The following is a 20,679-nucleotide window of genomic DNA, read 5'->3' on the forward strand; positions in this document are numbered from 1 at the left end:
CGATTCTCTTGTCATCCCCGCGCCCGCGTCGAGATAGAATGCCATCCATTGGGGCGTTCACTTCGGATCGTGGGGCAATTCGACAAGGGGGATCTCGTCTTGGGAACCGTCGTCCATCAACTTCTTCTGGGAATCACCATGCTGTGCGTCGCCGCTCCCGCCAAGGGGGAGGCCGCCGAGCATCCGAACATCCTCTACATCGTCGCCGACGACCTCGGCTACAGCGACCTGGGGTGCTATGGCGGCGAGATCAACACGCCCAACCTCGATGCTCTCGCTCGCGACGGCGTTCGCATGACGCAGTTCTACAACACCGGCCGCTGCTGCCCCTCGCGCGCCGCGATCCTTACCGGCCAATATCCTCACCGCGTCGGCCTGGGCCACATGACGGTGACTGACCTTGGCCAACCCGGCTATCGCGGTGTCGTCTCCGACGAAGCCCCGCTCATCGCCGAAGTCCTCAAGCCCGCCGGCTACCGATCGTTCATCGCCGGCAAGTGGCACCTCGGTACCCCCGACCCGACCAAGCACGGCTTCGAGGAGTGGTACGGCACCACCGTCAGCGCCAAGCGGTTCTTCGACCCGACGCATCTCGTGCGAAAACCCGACGGTCGCAAGGCCCGCACCTACCCCGAGGGCGAGTTCTACGCGACCGACGCCGTCACCGATCATGCGATCGACTTCCTGAAACTCGCTCACCAGACGCCCGAGCGGCCCTGGTTCCTCTACCTCGCGTACAACGCTCCCCACTTCCCCCTACATGCCCCGAAGGAGGAGATTGCCAAGTACGCCGATCGCTATCAGGGCGGCTGGGACAAACTCCGCGAACAGCGGCTCACTCGGATGAAGCAGTTCGGTATCGTCCCCGAGTCGACCGAACTCTCGCCCCGTTCGATGTGGAAAAACTACGGCGAAACCAAGACCGGCACCAATCCGCCCTGGGAAAGCCTCTCCGAGGAACGCCGGACGGATCTGGCTCGCCGGATGGCGATCTTCGCCGCGATGGTCGATCGCATGGATCAGCAACTCGGCCGCGTCCTCGACTATCTCAAGCAGACCGACCAGTTCGACGACACGCTCATCGTCTTCACGTCCGACAACGGGGCGTGCTTCGAATGGGATCCCTTCGGCTTCGACGTCAAGTCGAGCAACAACAACATCCTGCACACCGGCGACAAGCTCGACGAGATGGGAGGTCCTGGCACGCACCACAGCGTCGGTTCGGGCTGGGCGAACGCTTCCAACACGCCGTGGCGGCTCTACAAGCACTTCAACCACGAAGGGGGCATCAACTCGCCCGGCATCGTCCACTGGCCGGCGGGACTCAAGGCCAAGCCCGGATCGTTGCATCGCGACCCCGCCCACATCATCGACTTGCTCCCCACCGCGATGGCGGTCTCCGGCGCGACCGACGCGGGTTCGCTTCCCCTGCCCGGCACCGACCTGATCGCGCAGCTCCACGAGGGCGGTCCCGAGCGCATGCTCTTCTTCGAGCACCAGGGCAACCGCGCCGTCCGCGCCGGCAAGTGGAAGCTCGTCGCCCTCGACGATGAGCCCTGGGAGCTCTACGACTTCACCTCCGACCGCACGGAGGTCAACGATCTGGCCAACCAGTACCCCGACAAAGTGAAGGAACTCGCCTCCGACTGGGACACCTGGGCCGCCGCCAACAACGTCACGCCGCTCCCGAACGATCTAGGGGTGGATTACTTGAAGGTGGATTGAGGGAGGGAGGAGTTCGCTCCCGACCGCAGGTGGCTTCACGAGCTGCGACCGCATGTGGCTTCACGAGCTGCGACCGCATGTGGCTTCACGAGCTGCGGCCGCAGGTGGCTTCACGTAGCCTGGCGGCGTCAGCCCCAGGTAGGACACGCGTAAGCCCTCATCGTGAGTCAACACCCACCCTACTCTGCCACGAACTCAGTTCGCCGTACGGCGGCGAATCTTCGCGAGGGCGTCGCGGGCGGCTTGGGAGACTTCGTCGACTTGGCGTCGCATCGCCCAAATCAGACTCGGGACCGCGAACTTCGCACAGCCCCCCAAGTCGCCGAGCATCTCGGCGGCGACGATCGCGAGCTGCGGATGATCGTAGTTGCCCAGATCGTCGATCAGCTCTCGCAAGACGTGGTGCTTGGTCTCGCTATCGAGATCCTCGAACGCCTCCGCGAAGCCATCGGCTTCCGGAGAAACGCCCGCACCATTCGGATCGGCGTGAGGACTCGGCTCGGTGGGGCCTGGTTCGATCGACTCGACGACATCGTGGGTTCGCTTGTTGGACACGAGTTCCTCCTTCTCCCTGGCGGCGTCGATCCGACGAACCTAGTAGGTGGGCCTTGGGCAGCCTGGTCGGCAATACGATGGGTGACGTGTGCGACATGATCGTTGGCTACCCGTCTGTAGGGAAGTTTCCGCTACGGGGGCCATCCTAGCCAGGCAAGCATCGGGCATCAATGTCGACAAGATATCCATCGTCTCCACCTTTTGATACGTCGGCGGAGGCCAGTTCGACGAAAATGACTGCTTACCAACAAGATACGAGGCGCCCCGGTCGCGCCAGGTTCGGGCGAAACCGGCTCCAGATTCCCTCGGATTCGCGCAAATTGGCACTCCTGGCCCATGAGCGAAACGTTGAAGGAAACGTCCGGACATCACTCCCTAACTTGTGCCCCTGACACGACTACGCTCCACGAGGATGGTTCGAACGGATCATTTCCCTCGCCGTTCGCCCGCCCCGTCACCGTTCCGTTCGCCCAATTCGCGGGTTTCGCTCACTGTCGTCAAATTCTCCACATTGTCGTTTCGACCACTTGCCGCCCCCTTCTCTTCTGAGCTAAAGTGGGGACCATCCTGAGGCGACCGATTGATCGACGGAGCACGACGAGGCCTGGGAGGTTGCGTGTTCTCCGACGGCCGGACGTCCCACTTACCCAATGACATGACGCACGAACGACCTGCGTTCACCCCTTGTTGCAGTACGGACCAAGTACCACCCGCACCCGGAAGGACCGACCGCCGATGCGATCCATCCCGACTTTGCTCGCCGCGACGATGCTGGGGCTCTGCGCGACCAGCGCTCACACCGAGACCGTCTCGAAGACCAAACCGCCTGCCACGAACGATCCGTTTGACATCAATGTCTGGGCGGAAGAGCCGATGGTGGTCAACCCGACGACGATCGACGTCGACTCGCGCGGTCGTGTGTGGGTCACCGAGGGCCTCAACTATCGCTTCTTCCGCAACAAGGAGTACCAGAAGGTACCCGGTGCCGATCGCATCAAGATTCTCGAGGATACCGACGGCGATGGCAAAGCCGACAAAGTGACGGTCTTCGCCGAGGACATCTTCCCCGTGCCGATGGGCTTGGCGATCGAAGAGATTTGGAAGGACGGCAAGTACGCCGGCGCTCGCGTCTACACCGGCAATTCCCCGGATGTTCTCCTGCTGGAAGACACCGACGGCGACGACAAGGCCGACAAGCGCCGGGCCCTCTTGAGCGGCTTCGGTGGCCACGACCACGATCACGGCGTTCACGGCATGGCCTTCGGCCCCGACGGCAAGCTCTATTTCACCAAGGGGGACTCCCAGATCAGTAAGGAGACCGCCGAGAAGAAGGGCTTCAAACAAGGCGAGGTCGTCGACGTCGTCGATGCCTCCGGTCGGCACCTGCGAGCCAACGATCTCGGGACCCTGCTGCGGGTCAACCCCGACGGGACGAACCTCGAGATCCTCGGCACCCGCTATCGCAACAACTACGAGACCGCCGTCGATTCCTTCGGCAACGTCTTCGTCTCCGATAATGACGACGACGGCAATCGCGGCGTTCGCATGGTCTGGAACATGGACGGCGGCAACCACGGCTACCGCACCCCGGGGAGTCGACTTCACTGGGGCGAGGAGATTCCCGGCATCGTTCCCAAACTCGTCGGCACCGGCAACGGCTCCCCCTGCGGCATCATGATCTACGAGGGGGACCTCCTTCCGAAAGAACTCCACGGCGCCGCGATGCAGGTCGACGCCGGCACCCGAACGATCAACACACACCCGCTGGTTCGCCAGTCCGGGACCTTTCGCACCGGTATCGATCACCTGATCGAGGGAACCGACGCGCTACAGCGTCCCGTCGATGTCGTGACCGCGCCCGACGGGTCGCTCTTCATCGCCGACTGGTTCGACGCCGGCGTGGGCGGGCACCGCTTCACCGACCAAAAGACGGGGCGGATCTATCACCTGGCCCCCAAGGGCCATCAAACCTCCGAGCCCAAACCCGACTTCGCGTCGATCAAGGGTCAGCTCGAAGCCCTCGCCTCGCCCAATCCCGCCACGCGGCTCGCCGGCCGCACGCTGCTCATTGAACGTGGGGCCAAAGCCCGCCCCGCACTCCAAGAGCTCTTCAAGGAAGGCACACCGCCGCTTCGAGCACGAGCCCTCTTCGCCCTGGCGGACCTCCCCGAGACCGGCCGCGGCGATGTCATCGCCGCCCTCAAGGACGACGATCCCCAGATCCGCGAGGCGGCACTGAGGATCCTGGCGCGCGACGTGTCGGCGTACAAGCTCTTGAAGACCGCCGACGGCAAGGTTCCCCCTCCCCCCGCGCTGGAGGTCCTCGACGAGATCTTGCCGTTGGCGGATGATCCTGATCCCGGCGTCCGCCGCGAGTTGATCCTCGCGCTGCGTCGCGTTCCGACCGAGCAAGCCGGCGAGGCCCTTCGCAAGCTGACTCATGCCTGGGACGGTCGTGACCGCTACACGCTCGAGGCTCTTCGGTTGGCCCTCCGCGAACGTGACTCGGCGTACCTGACGTCCCTCCTGCAATCGCTCGCCGACGAGGCGACCAAGCAGGGCTGGGAATCGGGCCCGGTCGCCCTCCCCCCCTACTACCCGGTGACGACGAACGAGTCCTTTCCCGCGATCGGCGAGAGCCCGCTCCCCGCGAATGGGGCGAGCAAGCTGATCGGCTTGGCGTGGTCGCTGGGACGCCCCGAGGCGATCGACCCGATGGGCACGATCCTCGAGAAGAACGACGCCCCGCGCATCGTCGGCGGCGCCGACATCGCCTTCGAACAGATCGACGATCCGCGGGCGGCGGAGCTCCTCCTCGATCGCTTCCTCGCCATCGATGATCCCAACCGCCAACGGGAGATCCTTCGCTTGCTCGGCTCGCGTCTCGCCGGTCCTTGGAAAGCGATGCGGGATAGCGAGAAGTCTAGGAAGGCGTTTTCCGCGGCGCTCGACAGCCCGGAACTGCGCGTCGAGGCGATTCGGGCGTTGGCCCGCGCCGGGATGGGTGCCTACGCTCCCCAGCTCTTAGCCCTCGCCAAGGATGACAAGCAAGAGCTTTCGACCCGCGCCGCCGCGATCGAGGCTTTGGGACGACTGAAGCATCAACCCGCCGGCGCGATGGCCGAGCAGTTCCTCGCCGAAGCGGAAGGCGAACGTCGCTCCAGCCCACTCGCGTTCGCGGCGCTGTCGGCGCTCACTTCCCTCAAGGGGTCCGAGGGAGCCAAGACCCTTCAAGAGATCATCGTCAGCGACGACTATCCTCTCGACCTGAAGCGTCGGGCGATCCCGCTCTTGGCCAGCGACCGCAAGAACGCTCGCCGCCTCATGACGCTCTATAAGGAGAAGAAGCTTCCCGAGGAACTCGGTCCCGAGGTCTCCTACACGTTGCTCAATCATCCCGATCGCGGCATCAGTCGCCAAGCTCGTAGTGAACTCGGTGGCGCCGCCGGAGCCAAGACCGCGGGCGGCAAGCAACTCGTCGACATGCGCCGTGTGCTGCAAGGGGCTTCCGACGCGACTCGTGGCCGAGCGGTCTTCGCGCGCGAGCGGAGCGATGCCTGCATTCGCTGTCACCGCGTTCAGGGCGTCGGCAATTGGGTCGGCCCCGACCTCTCGTCGATCGGCACCAAGTACGGCAAGAAGGAACTCCTCTACCACATCCTCAACCCGAGTGGCGCCATCGGCTACGACGACGTCGCCTGGACGCTCGCCCTTGCCGACGGCCGTGTCCTGACGGGCCTCATCACCGACGAGACCGCCGACGGAATCGTCCTGAAGACCGCGCTCGGCGAGCGGATGGCGATTCCAAATGACGACATCGACGAGAAGGTCGTGCAGACCAAATCGCTGATGCCCGAGAACTTGGTCGAGTCGATGACCGAGCAGGACATCGCCGACTTACTCGCGTACCTCTCGACGCTCAAGGTGCCGGTCAGCGAGGTCGGCCAGTACCATCTGCTCGGTCCGCTCAGCGCCGGGTCATACGACGCGACCGCGCCGGTCGATCTCGAAGCGAGAGTCAAGGATGGCACGGGCCGCGAAACGGGATGGCGCGAGGTCACCTCAAGTCGCGACAAGTTCCTCGACCTCTCGACGCTTCTCGGTTCGGCGCCGGGCAAGGAGGTCTACCTGCACGTCCCGGTCATCGCCTCCCGCGCGGAGACGGCCCGCTTGGTCCTCACGACCGACGCGGCGATTTCCGCTTGGGTCAACGGCAAGCCACTGGAGCTCTCGCGCGAGACCGGGAAGGACAAACCCGGTCCCTTCGAGGCCAACCTTGACCTTCGCGGCGGGCCCAACGATTTGGTCATTCGCGTCCCGAGCGGATCGGTCAACACCGGCCTGGTCGCGACGATCGTCAGCCAGCGCGGCCTGCGGTTCGGTTTCGGAGCCGCGGCGCTGTCGGCGAAGTAGGGTCTCTCGACGAAGATGCTCCCCTCTCCAAGTGCAAAAGGAATGAACCTCGGCTCCTCGGGTGACGAATAGGAGTTGAGGGGGATGGGACCGACTCCTCTCTCGCGAGCGCTAGACGACTGGCCGGCAATCGATGCCGACAATGGCGGAGTGTCGTTCGCGAGCATCGACTCACTTGGTGGAACCAGCGCATGCTCCTTTCGTGGCTTCGGCAGCGGCGGCGACGGCAGATTCTCGCCAATCCCTTTCCCGAGGAGTGGCACGCCTACCTCGAGCGGAACGTCCATCACTACCTTCTACTCACCGACGAAGAGCGGCGTCGGCTGCGAAACGATCTCCAGATCCTCATCGCCGAGAAGAACTGGGAAGGCTGCAACGGCCTGGAAATCAACGAGGAGATCCAGGTCACGATCGCCGCTCAGGCCTGCCTGCTTACGTTGGCGATTCCCCACGACTACTACCCAGGGACGCAGTCGATCCTGGTCTACCCCTACGGCTACGTCGCCAAATCGACGCGAGTCCTTTCCGGGGGCATGGTTTGGGAGGGCGATTCGGGCCGGCTCGGCGAGTCGTGGCAACGGGGGCCGGTGATCCTTTCCTGGGCCGACGCCTACCAGGGAGGACGCTGCCCACGCGACGGCCACAACCTCGTCCTTCACGAATTCGCCCACAAGCTCGACATGTTGATCGGGACGGCCGATGGCACCCCACCCCTGGGGGACTACGACACCTATCGTCGTTGGAAGGAAGTGATGGGCTACGAGTTCGAACGGCTACAGCGCGAAGCCGAACTCGGTCGTCCGACGGTCCTCGATCCCTACGGCGCGACCAACCCCGCCGAGTTCTTTGCCGTAAGCACCGAGTGTTTCTTCGAGCTCCCGCGACGGCTTCGCGGCCGTCATCCGGAGTTGTATGGGTTACTCCAGGAGTTCTACCAGCAAGATCCCGCCGGCTGGGACTGGGCCTCCCTCCGCTCCCGCTGCCCGTGAATTTCACCCTACTCCAAGCGTTCCCCATTCTTGGCTCCCCCCGGTTGATTCAACCTGGGCCGACGCAGTCGGCTGGAAGTCTCGGGACAAACGTCCGTCGGCGGAAAAGGGTTTCCGAAGCGGTTCTCAGGCATGCGACCACGCAACCGAGACTTCTTGCGCCGCCGCCCCGGTAGCACAGCAACCGGGGCTAGCCAAGAGGTCACGTAGCGGCATCCGGGGATGGCCAAGAGGTCACGTAACGGCAACTGGGCCGACGCAGTCGGCTGGAAGTCTCGGGACAAACGTCCGTCGGCGGAAAAGGGTTTCCGAAGCGGTTCTCAGGCATGCGACCACGCAACCGAGACTTCTTGCGCCGCCGCCGCCCCGGTAGCACAGCAACCGGGGCTAGCCAAGAGGTCACGTAACACAGCATCCGGGGATGGCCAAAGTGACTGAGTCGCGAAGCATCCGAGGATGGACAAGCGTTCCCAATTCTTGGCTACCCCAGGTTGATTCAACCTGGGCCGACGCAGTCGGCTGGAAGTCCCGAGACAAACGTCCGTCGGCGGAAAAGGGTTTCCGGAGCGGTTCTCAGGCATGCGACCACGCAACCGAGACTTCTTGCGCCGCCGCCCCGGTAGCGAAGCAACCGGGGCTAGCCAAGAGGTCACGTAACGGCATCCGGGGATGGCCAAGAGGTCACGTAACACAGCATCCGGGAATGGCCAAAGTGACTGAGTCGCGAAGCATCCGGGGATGACCAAGCGTTCCCCATTCTTGGCTACCCCAGGTTGATTCAACCTGGGCCGACGCAGTCGGCTGGAAGTCTCGAGACAAACGTCCGTCGGCGGAAAAGGGTTTCCGAAGCGGTTCTCAGGCATGCGACCACGCAACCGAGACTTCTTGCGCCGCCGCCGCCCCGGTAGCGAAGCAACCGGGGCTAGCCAAGAGGTCACGTAACACAGCATCCGGGGCTAGCCAAGAGGTCACGTAACGGCAACCGGGGATGGCCAAAGTGACTGAGTCGCGAAGCAACCGGGGATGGCCAAGCGTTCCCCATTCTTGGCTACCCCAGGTTGATTCAACCTGGGCCGACGCAGTCGGCTGGAAGTCCCGAGACAAACGTCCGTCGGCGGAAAAGGGTTTCCGGAGCGGTTCTCAGGCATGCGACCACGCAACCGAGACTTCTTGCGCCGCCGCCCCGGTAGCGAAGCAACCGGGGCTAGCCAAGAGGTCACGTAACGGCATCCGGGGATGGCCAAGAGGTCACGTAACACAGCATCCGGGAATGGCCAAAGTGACTGAGTCGCGAAGCATCCGGGGATGACCAAGCGTTCCCCATTCTTGGCTACCCCAGGTTGATTCAACCTGGGCCGACGCAGTCGGCTGGAAGTCTCGAGACAAACGTCCGTCGGCGGAAAAGGGTTTCCGAAGCGGTTCTCAGGCATGCGACCACGCAACCGAGACTTCTTGCGCCGCCGCCGCCCCGGTAGCGAAGCAACCGGGGCTAGCCAAGAGGTCACGTAACACAGCATCCGGGGCTAGCCAAGAGGTCACGTAACGGCAACCGGGGATGGCCAAAGTGACTGAGTCGCGAAGCAACCGGGGATGGACAAGAGGTTCAGGAGCACGGCATCCGGGGATGGCCGAAGAACCATGTCGGACAACATCCGGGCTCCCCTTGTCGATCCGGACTCCCGGCCCCTAGAATTGAAACTACATCAGTGCTCTTTATTGGAACGAGGTGGCGGAGATGGGATTCGAGGAGCAAGGCGAAACGGTCACGGCGGCTCACGAGCTAAACGATTTGAAGCTCGTCTACCGCGCCCTGCACAATGGTCTTCGCAAGCACCCGGAACTGATGGAGACCGCGTTCCTCAGCGAACTGCAGGACTTCCTGCACCGCAAGGCGGTCGCCGACGGCGTCGACACCACCCACCACGCCGCTTGGGACGCTTGGCTCGCCGAAGCCCTTTCGAGAGTTTCGTGAGCGCCCGCTACTCCTCGACGAAGCGAACCGCCTTCTCGTAGATCAAGAGCGCGACGCAGCCTTCCTTGCTTCCGGGCGAATGCCGCGTGCCGCGGGGATGGACGATGAAGCTTCCCGACGGATAGGCCCCGTGTTCGTCGTACTGATCCCCCTCCAAGACCAGCATGTGTTCGTAGCCGACGTGTTCGTGAAGCGCAACCCGGGCGCCGGGCTCGTACTTCAAGAGAACCGCCGCCGGCCCGCCATCGGGATCACGATAGAACCAGTGCGCCGTCACGCCGGGACGAAACGGCTCCCAGTCCCCCGCCGTTTGCGCTTGGCGGACGTGTTCCAAGAGGTTGGGAATAATGGTCGAGTTCGCCATGGGTAAACCCTCCGTTGCGGCGTTGAGCGTGACGCGACGCCGTGGCAATTCAAGACGCGGGCGAATCGGGCAAGTCGGGTGGTCGGGGCGCGAACCACTTGTCGTCGATCCATCCCAGCGCCAGCATCAACCAAGTGGTGAAGACGAAGGGCGATGAGAGCGTCTTGACCCCAAGTTCGGGGATCGCGGGCATCAACATCGTCGCGAGCATGGCCCCGAGGATGGCAAGGCGAAGTTGCGATCCGCAAACGACGTAGGTCGACACCGCGGCCAGCACGCCGTTGAAGCCGTAGAGACCGTGATTGATACTCGCGAGATCGACCACGCTGCGATTGTAGGCCGAAACGACGGTGCCGATCGCGGCCCCGAAGAGGGCCAACAACCCGTGGCGCCAGTTGCTCAGCGAAAGCCCGACAAAGAACAAGATGCCCGAGATGACGTTGGGACTGAAGAGCGCCTGCCCCAAGCTGTAGAGGATCGCGACGCCGGGATGGATGTCGACCGCCGGCTGCGACGCGAAGACAACGGGTTGGAGCACCGCGAACGCGGGCTCGACCGCGTCCAAAATCCAAAAGACGATCAAGAACGGCGCCGCGAGAATCGGAAACGGAACCAAATTCAGCGACACCCGCGTCGTCACGACCGCGAAGACCACCGACACGACGAGCACGCCCCACATCCCGACGTCGGTCCACGAGGTGACGAAGAACGCGGGGAGCGAAAGAGCGATCAAACAGGGATTGAGTCCGGGGAGTCCCGTTTCCAGAACTTCGGCCCGATCCCCCATCAGCCATCGGGCGCCGGGCGCGATCGCCGCCGCCACCAACAGGTAAGCCGCCGCCAACGGCGACGCCACCGCCGCGGCCGCCAGGAAGAAGAGTCCGGTGAGCTCGTTGCACTGAAAACAGAGCTGCGAGCACCCCCGAAGCGCCAGTCGCCAATACGGAACTTGGCCGGGAGCCACGGGTGGAAAGATGACGTCGACGGGGGCTCTCATGGACCGAACACCTGCTAGAGCGACTCGAGGAGTTCAAGCACGACGTTGGACTTGCAGGTCCAACCGACGATTCCCCCCTGGGCGACCAGTGCCTTGAGGGTCATCTCCTTGAACTCGGGGAAGAAGCTCTCGGTGCCATCCTCGATGAGCAAACAGTCAAAACCGCGATCGTTGGCACAACGCATCGTCGTCTGGACGCAGACGTCGGTCGTGACGCCGGTGATGACGAGATTGGAGATATTGCGACGATGAAGGTAGTCCAGCAGATCCGTGCCGTAGAACGAGTCCTTGCCCGGCTTGGAGATGACGAGTTCCCCTTCGAGCGGAGCATTCTCCGGAACGAAGTCCGATCCCTCCTCGCCGTCGATCAGGATGCGCCCCATCGGCCCCATGTCGCCGATCTTGATCTTCGGGTTGCCGCGGTTGCGTTTCGCCACCGGCAAGTCGGAGAGGTCCGGCTTGTGGCATTCCTTCGTGTGGATGACGGGGATGCCGACCTTGCGAAAAGCCGCTTGGAGCTTCGCGATGACCGAAATGCAGGGTTCGAGCAGACTGATGTCGTTGCCGAGCGACTCCGCGAATCCTCCCTTGAGGCAAAAGTCGCGCTGCATGTCGATGCACAGTAGCGCGATGTGATCGATGTCGAACTCGTACGCGAAAGGTGTTGCTTGGATGGTCGGCATGGCTTCGAGCCCTCCTGGGAAGAGAGATGAGTCGTCGGGCGCCTCGCCCTCAGGGTCGGTCGAACGGACCGTCGAACGATTCGATGTCGTCCGCGAACGCGTCGTTCAATGGCCTGCTAAGAGCTGAGCGGCGTTCACGTTGGGGCGCGACGCGAACCCGCTAGGCGTGTTAGCGGAACCTGGGACGTGGTCAATCCTCCGCGATGAAAATCAAGACCCGGAGGCGATCGGTCGGAGCAACGTGCTCCTTGGCCGGGGGGCGATGCCCGCGTCTCCCTTCATCGACGCGAACCCGCACCGCGCGTCCCTCCAAGCGATACGTCAATCGCCGGGCGACCTCCACTGGGAAAATCCATTCCGAGCGAAATTTTCTCGCAAAGGGTTTCGTCGTGCCACCAGCCGCTTGACGTTGTTCCAACCCCAGCGGCCCAACCGTGGTTCAGATGATGTCGTTTCATTGACACCAACTCGTGGCGACGGTCAGCCTTGCGGGAGGAGGGTAGGAATCGAGTTCTTCTCCGCATGCCCACTCTGACGAGTGGGCACGGCACCCGTCGTCCGGCCAGAGAGAAGCGAACGATACTCGCGCGATCGCTAAAAGAGAAGGATTGCCCGCATGGTGAGCGCGAAGACGTCGTCGAGTCCACGACTTTGGGCGGGCGTGGAGATGTACGTCCAGTTCGGCTGGAGATAGATCCCCTTGCGAACTTGGTATTGGTAGTACCAAGAGTAGATCGTCTCTTGGCGGCCGAGATTCGCGGCGGGGTTGTTGTTCATCCGTCCGTAGGCGAACGCGAAGCCGATCGAGTCGTTGTGCCGCTTGCCGAAGGGCCCGTAGTAGCTAATCCCCGCGCCCGCCATCCGGTGGGTGTCGATGAACTCGGAGTTGGTCGCCGCGAGCTGGAGCCAAACGATCGCCCCATCGTGGATCACTCCCTCATCCTCGTAGGAGATACGCTGCGAAGCGAAGAGGTAAGCGCCTTCGGCTCCCTGGACATCTCCGGAAGCGGCCGCGAGGACACCCGTCTGTCGCCAGTAACCGGCGCCTGCCTGTCCCGGGAATCGCTTTCGGCCGACATTCCAATTGCCGCCCACTTCGGCGATGTGGAAGTAGTAGCCGTTGAAGTGCGGCCCCTCGAGTCCCGTCTGGCGTCCCGCCGCCAGGTTGCCGTCGTAGAAACCGTATTGGGCGTAGAGATCCGGGCGCGGTTTGAAGGCCGCCATGACGCCGCTCGCGGAGTTGTAGTAGCCAGGCATCACGCCGAGCATCGTCGGGTTGAGGTACAGGGGCGTGATGATCGAACTGGTGATTGACGGGACACTGTACGCCTCGGGTAGATTCGGAATGGCGCGGCTGACGTTGTTGAAGTCGTAGCTCGGCACCAACTTGCCGAGATGGACCACGAACTTGTCGCGCAAGAGCTTCTGCCGAAACCAGAGCGTATAGATCTCGGTTCGGGTCCGTGGCGGAGCGGCATCGAGGGAGTTGTACCCCATGATCGTTCCGGCGTTGTCGTTGATGTCTCCTCCGCTGTAGTAGAGGAACTCCATCCCGACCCGTCCCCCCTTCCAACCAATGGCCTCCTCGAGATGCAACGAGGCCCCGAGCAGCAAGAGGTTGTCTCCGGTCCACTCCCCTGGTTGGTTGCCGCCGGTGAACTGCGCGTTGACGTCGGTGATGTTGAGACCAGCCAGACGAAAGCCGTTGCGGTTGACGCCTAGGGTTTCGCCAAGCCACCCGGTCCCGACCAAGAGATCGGTCGCCGCGGGATTGCCACTGGGGATGCTACTGCTCGGCGCGGCGTCGCTGCGATCGGGCATCCCGTTGGTGTAGGGGGCGAGACTCGACGACATCCCCTGATCGGCGAACGAATCGTTACCCGGGTCGAGCATCGTCGGCGGAACCCTCGCCGACAGCGAGCCTGTCCCGTCACTCGCATCGACTTCCATCCAAGCGTCGTCGTCACCAAGCGTGGCGGGCGCGGACGATTGGCCATGCGCAAGCGGGGTCGTGGAGAGGACGCCGAGCAACAGCAGCGCGATGGCGGCTCGATCTCGATAGTGGTGTTCGCTGTCGTTCATGGCCACGCTTGCTTCTCAAGAGAGATCGTCCAGTGACGAGAAAAATATCCGCACCGCGAACGACAAGGTGCGACTCACCGGGTTGTCGCCAATAGGGCACTGGGTCGTTTGGAGGCGGTACGATCGGGGTGAGGAACAAGGTGTGGGTGGAGTCCGCCGCCCTCCTATTCGTCGGTTCTCCAGCGACGCACGATTCAGCGCTTCATTCCAAATCGCCAGGTCGAACCGGTAAACCTCGTCGACTTTGCCGAATGTGCCCGTCTTTTCCATGGAATATGCCCAAAGGATCTCTCCGCCCCCCGGCGAGATATACCCGAATGTTGTGGGGTGGTTGAAGGAATAAAGCGGCGTATCCTGCTGGTGAAATCGTTGAGATTTCATCAGCGGCCCGACGAAAACGACGGACGAACCAGCGCCTTGGCCGCGTAAGCGCCGTCGAAGACAACCACGATGCGGGTGAGCGAACCGAGTACCCGAAACCTGCTCATGAATTGCCGGCAAAGATCCAGGGCGAGTTCGTGCGTGGTGCGAAATTTACACGCGTAGCGGGACTTGAGCGCTTCGACGTCGATCTCGCGGTCGTACAGATGGGCAGGCGAAAGCCGACGCACACATCTTGGACCGTTATTGGAACCTCCATTCTCCACGAGGGCCTTTTTGGTGCCTACATCAACCCGCCGTTGTGATCCGTTCGCCTAAAGTGCAGACGCAAACGCCCACCTAGCAAGCCACTCAATCGCCAACCAAGCTCTCGCCCCGTTCGTGAGGCACACAGACGAAATGCAATCGTTCCGCTCGACACCATTTGCTGCATCCGATATACTATTTCGCACGGCAACGTGAACACTCGACGCCGAACATCCGCCAGCTCGCAACATTCTCGCCAGCCAGCCCCCCAATAGAGTTCCTAACGAATACTGTGAAACCGTGCCTACACCCGTGAAGGCACAACAGGGGGTGGTATGAAGTCGATTGCCCGACGGGGAACGACGATCGTTGAATTGCTCGTTGTCATTGCGGGAATCTCCATATTGATGGCGCTCTTGCTGCCGGCCGTTCAGGTAGCGCGAGAAGCAGGTCGCCGCATCCAGTGTTGCAACAGTCTTCGCCAGATTGGCGTTGCACTTCACAATTTCGAACAGACGAACGGTACCTTCCCCAACGCCTGGTGTGGGATTGTCGCACCATCGATCGGCAACGGCCGATGGGAATGCATCTCCCCCTACGAGCAACTGCTCCCTCACTTGGGTCTCGGCGTTCGTCAGCCTCAAATGATGGCGAGTCAGCCGACAGCCTTTGGCCTCCCGCGCCTGGCATATGGAAACATTCCCCTCCTCCATTGTCCCTCCGACGCGTTAGCACGTTCCGCGGCTGCTAGCTATCGATTCAACGCAGGGATCTGGCCGGCTCGCCCTTCTCCAGACGAGCTATTGGGTCCGTTCTCAGGGTATCGCTGTCTACGGTCGGCGGATGTGCTCGACGGTCTGACCAATACCGCGTTTCTTTCCGAACGCCTAGTAGGGACTCACTACGGACCGGATCGGCGACGAAATGCCGAAGTACTCCGTGATACCTCCAATGAGAACTGGGTAGTCATTTGCCTACAACGACCTCTATCAGCGCACCCAAGCGAACGCACAGACCTAGGCCATTCCTGGGCCGACGCCCGTGCAATAGCTCTAACATATGTCCACCTTCTTCCCCCGAATTCGCGTATGCAGGACTGTACACTACCGGTTGTCGATGCGGGAATCATCTCCGCGAGGAGCAACCATGCTGCCAACGGTGTTCACGTGGCATTTGGGGACGGCCACTCTAAGTTTATCGGAAATGCTATTGCTCAATCAGTTTGGCATGCAATTGGATCCGCGGCGGGAAGCGACGACCTCTAGCGGTCAGCAACCGTCCTCCCAAAGCTGGAGAACCCAACATGACTCACATCTTCATCGCAATCTCGGCTCTACCATGCCTTGTCAATGACCGCCCTCCCTCCCCGCAATCCATCATTGCGAACGACCTAGCCTCCCTCGCACAAAGAGTCGAGACAATACACGTAGTCTTCAAGAAACACTACAGGCAGCCTGTCGGGCCCGAGCACATTGTCGGCTATTCGAAACGCCCACCCAGCACACCTTTGGAGAAGTTTACGCAACGATTTGAACGAACACTGGCGATTCGACACGAGGCTGCTGGCAACACCATCGTCGATTGCTACGAAATGAAATGGCGCCCTAATGCAATGTATCTGAAGACGTCAAGAGAGCGTCATGCGGCAGATGGCACAACTACAATCAGTGGGCCACGGCAGGACTATTTCTCGGCGTCTGGAACGACGCATCTCCACCATCAGATCAAATCCGCCAACATTTCAACCAACGTGTCAATTGGGCAAGGAAGTGGCAACTATCTCCACGCCATCGGCGTCCTACTACCTAGATCGGTATCGTACTCACTGGCGGAACTTCTTGGCCACTCAGACGCTCGGTTGACAATTGGGAACACAGATGTGCTCGACGGAATTAGAACACTTGAGGTCACCGTAAACGCACCGATGCCATCACCTGCTCAGAATGCCTACCAAGGTGGTTCTTCGACGTACCTCAAGCTCTGGCTCGCGGTTGATCACTATCACATACCTGTTCAATGGCAGATTTGGAACTCAAAGACGTCCAAACTCCTGCACTTTCATCGTAACGTCGACTTCCGCACCGTTCGAGACCAGAAACGTGGAAGTTCATTAGTACTTCCGTTCCGGTATCAGCGTGGACACGATCCCAGTATCGCCACGGTTGTAGCTGTTGAAGACATTGAGCTGAACCTGCACCTTCCCGATTCCGATTTCCGCCCAAGTATCCCAAACGGCTGGAATGTAGTACGAGAAGGAGTCGTACGTGCCAGCAAAGGCCTCAAAGGATCAAGTGCCGACTGGCGCAACCGAATCGCCGAATCGACTAGTGAAGCACGGGAACTCCTCCAGTCGCGAGGAGCGGAGGTAACCCCCGCACCGACTCCAACCAGCTATTGGTCGATCACCTATGTACTTGTGGTAGTGGCAGCCTTGATTGGCGTTGTCGTTGTAGCTCTGAGGACACGACGCAAGGAGATTCTGTAATGCTTAGAAGGGTCGCTAGCCCTCCAGTTCTCTCACTGGGATTGTTCGTCTGGTCGTCCATTGGCGTGATTTCATTAGTGAACCATCCCAGTGAGATCGACAGACATTCATGGTCTGCGTTCAACGGATCGGCTCCAATGGCGTGCATGGAGGCCGCTGATGATAACTGTCGGCGTTGCCGGAATGTATACAGAGAAGTCGAAGGAGTTTACGAGTACGGCATGAATGCATGGTGCGAAGACAGCATCACGGGAAAGACCTGTGCCAAGTTTCATGGCACTTTCTACATGACTTGCGCGGAAGACGGGGCAGTAATTACCTGTACCGGCGAAATGAAGTTCCATCCCTTTCACAACTGCCCCGAACCGGGGACCGATCCAATTTGCAGCGACCCCAACTGGATACTGAACTACCTGTGCCTCGGGTCTGGTTTGGTGTCCGGAGGCTGCACGTTCAACCTGTACAATTCAGTGACGGAATCCGCGCCAGTTAGCGGCTCATGTACCAACTTCTGGTGATACGTGATCAGGATCGACCGGCATTTCGGATCGCGAAGGTCCCTTTGAGGGGGTACCTAAACACAGAGCGATGACGTCTCCAACGATCGATTGCGTCGAAGCTTTTTCTGTTCGCTCAGCAGGCTTGATCACAACCCCCAAGGATTCCGAGTTGTCCTGAGTCTCGGTTTCCCTTCACCCTTAGAACGATGTGTTGGTTGGCGGCCGGAGTGTCTTGTCCTTACAGCACCAGTACTTTCGAATCGGATGGTTGAATGGTAGTGATACTCCTGGGATGTACACTCGTAGGAATTGATCCTTTGATCGACACGAGGACCAGCATTTCAACAGAAGGACCATGGTGTGGGGTTCACTCGTTGGGCATCGCCCTCAACTGGCTCAATCGACCGGAGGAGGGCGCGCTCGAACTTATTGACTCTTCACCGCCATTGTCGTTCACGGATCTAAGTCGCGCAGCAGAAGCGGCCGGGTGCGTCACAACCCTATGGTCATTTCCGAAGGACGTGGACGCACTTCCCTGTACGGCGATTCTCCATATCCGGACGGATCTCGACCTAGTTCACCCAGATCACTTCATCGTGTACTTGGGTCGCGTCCAGGAGCGGTGGCTGGTCGTCGATTTCCCGGATCCTCCATTCACGATCTCTCGAGAAAAGAGGGAAGCAATCTGGGATGGCACGGCGTTGCTAGTAGAGAATCCTCCTGCGAGGAGCATCGCGATCCTGAGGCACCAGAGCCGATGGCGCCTGGGACTCGCAGTGGTGGCGATTGCGTCGTTCGCTTGGACAGCGTTGTTGGTCGCAAGGAAATTGACTACCGTTTTAGACGGGAGAAGAGTCCGATGAGGTCACGTACACCAATCACGTTGTACTGTGTTGCACTGATCCCCGTTCTTGGGGTACCTGTCGGTGTTGTGCTGTGGGCAAAAGTGAGTGAGCCTGTTCCGACGGATATTGGGAGCCTGTCATCTACTCCAGCTGTCGGTAGAATGGACGGAAGCCACTCCAGTGTGGGGGAAAACAGGCTCCATTTCTCACTCAGAAACCACTCAAAAAGGAGTGTTCGCATTACTGGAGTGACCACTACATGTAGTTGCGTCAGTGAAACCGACATTGAAGGAGCAATTGTACGTAGCAAGGAAACCATTGAGTTTGCCGTATCGGCGAACATGCCAGAGTTTGGCGTATCGCGCCAGAGGATGGAAGTCCATCACACTGGAAAGGGCTCTCCACTCGTTATTCCGGTCGAGCTCAGGTCACGAACAAAGATTCCATCGGTCCTCTCGCGCCGAAACGAAGAGATAGTCGTTCGAATAGGCAATGACCTCAAGGCGGAGTCGAAGATGCTCATGCATACCGTTGAGCCTCCAGGGTCCGAAGAGTGGTGCGTTGGCATTCGATGCGATACTGACTATGTGGCGCCCCATATTACCGAAGTTAAGAGGACCGGGAGTAGCGAGCAAGGCGATGTGCGTGTGTATGTCATCGGATTTGACTGGGCGTCTGGTGTTGCTCCTCAACTTGGGATCGGCCGTCTCTACGCCCGCTTCAACGATGATTCGGAACTGAATGTTGGTGCCGTGCATATTCTACCGAGACCAGCCAGGCTGTCTCCGTCTACAGTTCAATTGACAGCTCCGAATCGACTGCAAGACATCGTGGTGTTTAGGGATCCTCCTTGTGGCTGGAGGATCGTGGCAGACGCAGGCCCGCCGGCCTGGCTCCAACTCGACTGGATGGGTGAGGAACGGGAACAACAGCTCAAAGTGTCGCTCGTCGAATCGGAATTGTCGTCGCCTTTCGCCGAGACAATCCTTCCCCTTGTAGACTCGGACGGGAGGATGGCCGAGCTCGAAGTGTTTGCCGTCGGACGCGCAAAATAATCACATCGCAAGCGGCCACGTCTCGTACCGCGTCGGGTGCGGTGTCCCAAAGCGTTCGCTTCGTTTGATATAAACCTTTCGTGACAAGGGAAACGGTAGCTATTCTATCTATCTCAATGCCTGCCGCATGCGCCGCAGCCAAGTAGGGAGGGTCTTGACCCACCATGCTTTCGTTCCCTGTAGTCGATTGGTGAGAGCGGCCATTTCGTCGACCGGTTGTCACCTTCCGCGACCTTTAATGGTGTCGACGCGAAGTAGGCGGCAACGTGGCTCGTGTCGATGATTCGTGGAGCGTCCTTGAACTCGCCGACTAAGTGAGATGGTGGGTCAAGGTCCTCCCTGCTGGCTGAAGGGCTGCAACAACAAAGCCTAGCAACCCGTGGATCTATTCGCTGCGGGCTGCGAACGGCTCTTTTGACCAATCTCGGCTTGGAAAAACCTCGACGAATCGACGGATTCGCGTGCACTTCTTCTCCTTGATCTTGGCCAACATGGCTCGTTCTCGCCTTGGCCCCGCTCAAATCAACGGACTGCCAACCGCGACGCGAACAAAGCCTATGTTGTGTCACTCGGCAGCGTGATAGTAGCGTTCGTAGAGCTCTTGACAGGCGGCGAGCCCCTGGGCGCGATAGCGACGACGCAGTTGAACGTTGCCCCAGACGGCGCGGAGAAAACCGACCTCTCGAAGTCGACGCGCCGAGACCGTCACCGGGATGGAAAGAACGATCGGACGGCCAAGACGCCGCAGTCGGCGGGAGAGTTCGACATCCTCCATCAAGGGCTGATCGGGAAACCCACCGCTGGTGGCGATCGATTCGCGACGAAAGAACTGGGCCTGGTCGCCGTAGCTCATGTGAGCGTACTTGGCTCGGCAATGGTCCCACCACTCGACGCCGCGCAGAAACGGATGCCGATCGTCGAAGCGGTGGCCCAGACAGCCGCCGGGGACATCGGGCGATTGAGCCATGGTCCGAACAATGGTCGCGATGGCTCGCTCGGGGAAGATCATGTCGGCATGGGCGATGAGGACGATCTCTTCGCGGACCTGGCCAACGGCATGGGCGATCTGACAACCGCGTCCCCGCCGGGGAGCTTCGAGAAGGGTTGCTCCCATGGCCCGAGCAACGTCGAGGGTCGCATCGCTTGAACCGCCGTCGACAACGACGATCCGATCGGCGGGTTGGGACTGCCTCAGGAGGGATTCGAGCACGCCGCGCAGGGCCACTTCCTCGTTCAAGACAGGCAGGATGACCGCGAGCGTGGGCGAGGCAAGCCGCTTTTCGCCGGCCCCATCCTCGAAATCATCGTTGAGCGACGGTAGCGTTGACATTCGAGCCCCTGCCCCGCGTGAACACGCTTTCCTCTTTCCTCAAAAGGGTTTATCGCG

14 protein-coding genes are annotated in these 20,679 nt (G+C 60.9%); 7 read left to right on the forward strand and 7 right to left on the reverse strand.

The genetic code is table 11. The features are described 5' to 3' along the window. Window positions 1-48: 48 nt before the first annotated feature. The gene (locus Pan216_RS16700) at window positions 49-1,725 is read left to right on the forward strand and encodes an arylsulfatase (RefSeq protein WP_419192633.1); all 1,677 of its coding nucleotides are present in this window, start codon (window positions 49-51) and stop codon (window positions 1,723-1,725) included. A gap of 195 nt (window positions 1,726-1,920) precedes the next feature. Here Pan216_RS16700 and Pan216_RS16705 read toward each other — a convergent pair whose 3' ends face one another. Further along, a complete protein-coding gene (locus Pan216_RS16705; RefSeq protein ID WP_145259530.1) occupies window positions 1,921-2,280 on the reverse strand; it encodes a hypothetical protein in 360 nt (119 codons plus the stop codon). Between the two features lie 735 nt (window positions 2,281-3,015). On the opposite strand from Pan216_RS16705, the gene Pan216_RS16710 reads away from it, so the two are divergent. The 3 genes from Pan216_RS16710 to Pan216_RS16720 all read left to right on the forward strand — a co-directional run bounded on the left by Pan216_RS16710 (window position 3,016) and on the right by Pan216_RS16720 (window position 9,654). Next, window positions 3,016-6,693 (forward strand): PVC-type heme-binding CxxCH protein, encoded by a 3,678-nt coding sequence (locus Pan216_RS16710; RefSeq protein ID WP_145259532.1) that lies wholly within the window; start codon window positions 3,016-3,018, stop codon window positions 6,691-6,693. Window positions 6,694-6,884: 191 nt separating this feature from the next. Continuing rightward, complete coding sequence (locus tag Pan216_RS16715; RefSeq protein ID WP_145259534.1) at window positions 6,885-7,682, forward strand: M90 family metallopeptidase; 798 nt, start codon at window positions 6,885-6,887, stop codon at window positions 7,680-7,682. A gap of 1,735 nt (window positions 7,683-9,417) precedes the next feature. Next, window positions 9,418-9,654 carry a hypothetical protein gene (locus Pan216_RS16720; RefSeq protein ID WP_145259536.1) on the forward strand — a complete coding sequence of 79 codons (237 nt, stop codon included), beginning with the start codon at window positions 9,418-9,420 and terminating at the stop codon, window positions 9,652-9,654. A gap of 7 nt (window positions 9,655-9,661) precedes the next feature. Here the strand turns inward: Pan216_RS16720 and Pan216_RS16725 are convergent, their stop codons facing one another. The 5 genes from Pan216_RS16725 to Pan216_RS16745 all read right to left on the reverse strand — a co-directional run bounded on the left by Pan216_RS16725 (window position 9,662) and on the right by Pan216_RS16745 (window position 14,391). Further along, on the reverse strand, window positions 9,662-10,018 hold the full coding sequence (locus Pan216_RS16725; protein WP_145259538.1) for a cupin domain-containing protein: 357 nt from the start codon (window positions 10,016-10,018) through the stop codon (window positions 9,662-9,664). 49 nt (window positions 10,019-10,067) lie between these two features. After that, window positions 10,068-11,015: an urea transporter gene (locus tag Pan216_RS16730; protein WP_145259540.1), complete on the reverse strand. Its 948-nt coding sequence runs from the start codon at window positions 11,013-11,015 to the stop codon at window positions 10,068-10,070. A gap of 14 nt (window positions 11,016-11,029) precedes the next feature. Then, window positions 11,030-11,698 (reverse strand): cysteine hydrolase family protein, encoded by a 669-nt coding sequence (locus Pan216_RS16735; protein ID WP_145259541.1) that lies wholly within the window; start codon window positions 11,696-11,698, stop codon window positions 11,030-11,032. A gap of 594 nt (window positions 11,699-12,292) precedes the next feature. After that, window positions 12,293-13,780 (reverse strand): carbohydrate porin, encoded by a 1,488-nt coding sequence (locus tag Pan216_RS16740; RefSeq protein WP_145259543.1) that lies wholly within the window; start codon window positions 13,778-13,780, stop codon window positions 12,293-12,295. A gap of 380 nt (window positions 13,781-14,160) precedes the next feature. Then, window positions 14,161-14,391 (reverse strand): hypothetical protein, encoded by a 231-nt coding sequence (locus Pan216_RS16745; RefSeq protein WP_145259545.1) that lies wholly within the window; start codon window positions 14,389-14,391, stop codon window positions 14,161-14,163. A gap of 423 nt (window positions 14,392-14,814) precedes the next feature. Between Pan216_RS16745 and Pan216_RS16750 the strand changes: the two genes are divergently transcribed. The 3 genes from Pan216_RS16750 to Pan216_RS16760 all read left to right on the forward strand — a co-directional run bounded on the left by Pan216_RS16750 (window position 14,815) and on the right by Pan216_RS16760 (window position 19,292). Continuing rightward, window positions 14,815-15,672, forward strand: a complete 858-nt coding sequence (locus Pan216_RS16750) for a DUF1559 family PulG-like putative transporter (protein WP_419193686.1) — start codon at window positions 14,815-14,817, stop codon at window positions 15,670-15,672. A gap of 38 nt (window positions 15,673-15,710) precedes the next feature. Beyond that, window positions 15,711-16,892 (forward strand): hypothetical protein, encoded by a 1,182-nt coding sequence (locus Pan216_RS16755; protein WP_145259549.1) that lies wholly within the window; start codon window positions 15,711-15,713, stop codon window positions 16,890-16,892. A 1,359-nt stretch (window positions 16,893-18,251) separates the two neighbouring features. Continuing rightward, complete coding sequence (locus tag Pan216_RS16760) at window positions 18,252-19,292, forward strand: hypothetical protein (protein ID WP_419192634.1); 1,041 nt, start codon at window positions 18,252-18,254, stop codon at window positions 19,290-19,292. Between the two features lie 565 nt (window positions 19,293-19,857). On the opposite strand, the gene Pan216_RS16765 is transcribed toward Pan216_RS16760, so the two are convergent. Continuing rightward, window positions 19,858-20,622 (reverse strand): glycosyltransferase, encoded by a 765-nt coding sequence (locus tag Pan216_RS16765; RefSeq protein WP_145259553.1) that lies wholly within the window; start codon window positions 20,620-20,622, stop codon window positions 19,858-19,860. Window positions 20,623-20,679 lie beyond the last annotated feature (57 nt).

This window comes from Kolteria novifilia, assembly GCA_007748055.1.
GTDB classification, from domain to species: domain Bacteria; phylum Planctomycetota; class Planctomycetia; order Kolteriales; family Kolteriaceae; genus Kolteria; species Kolteria novifilia.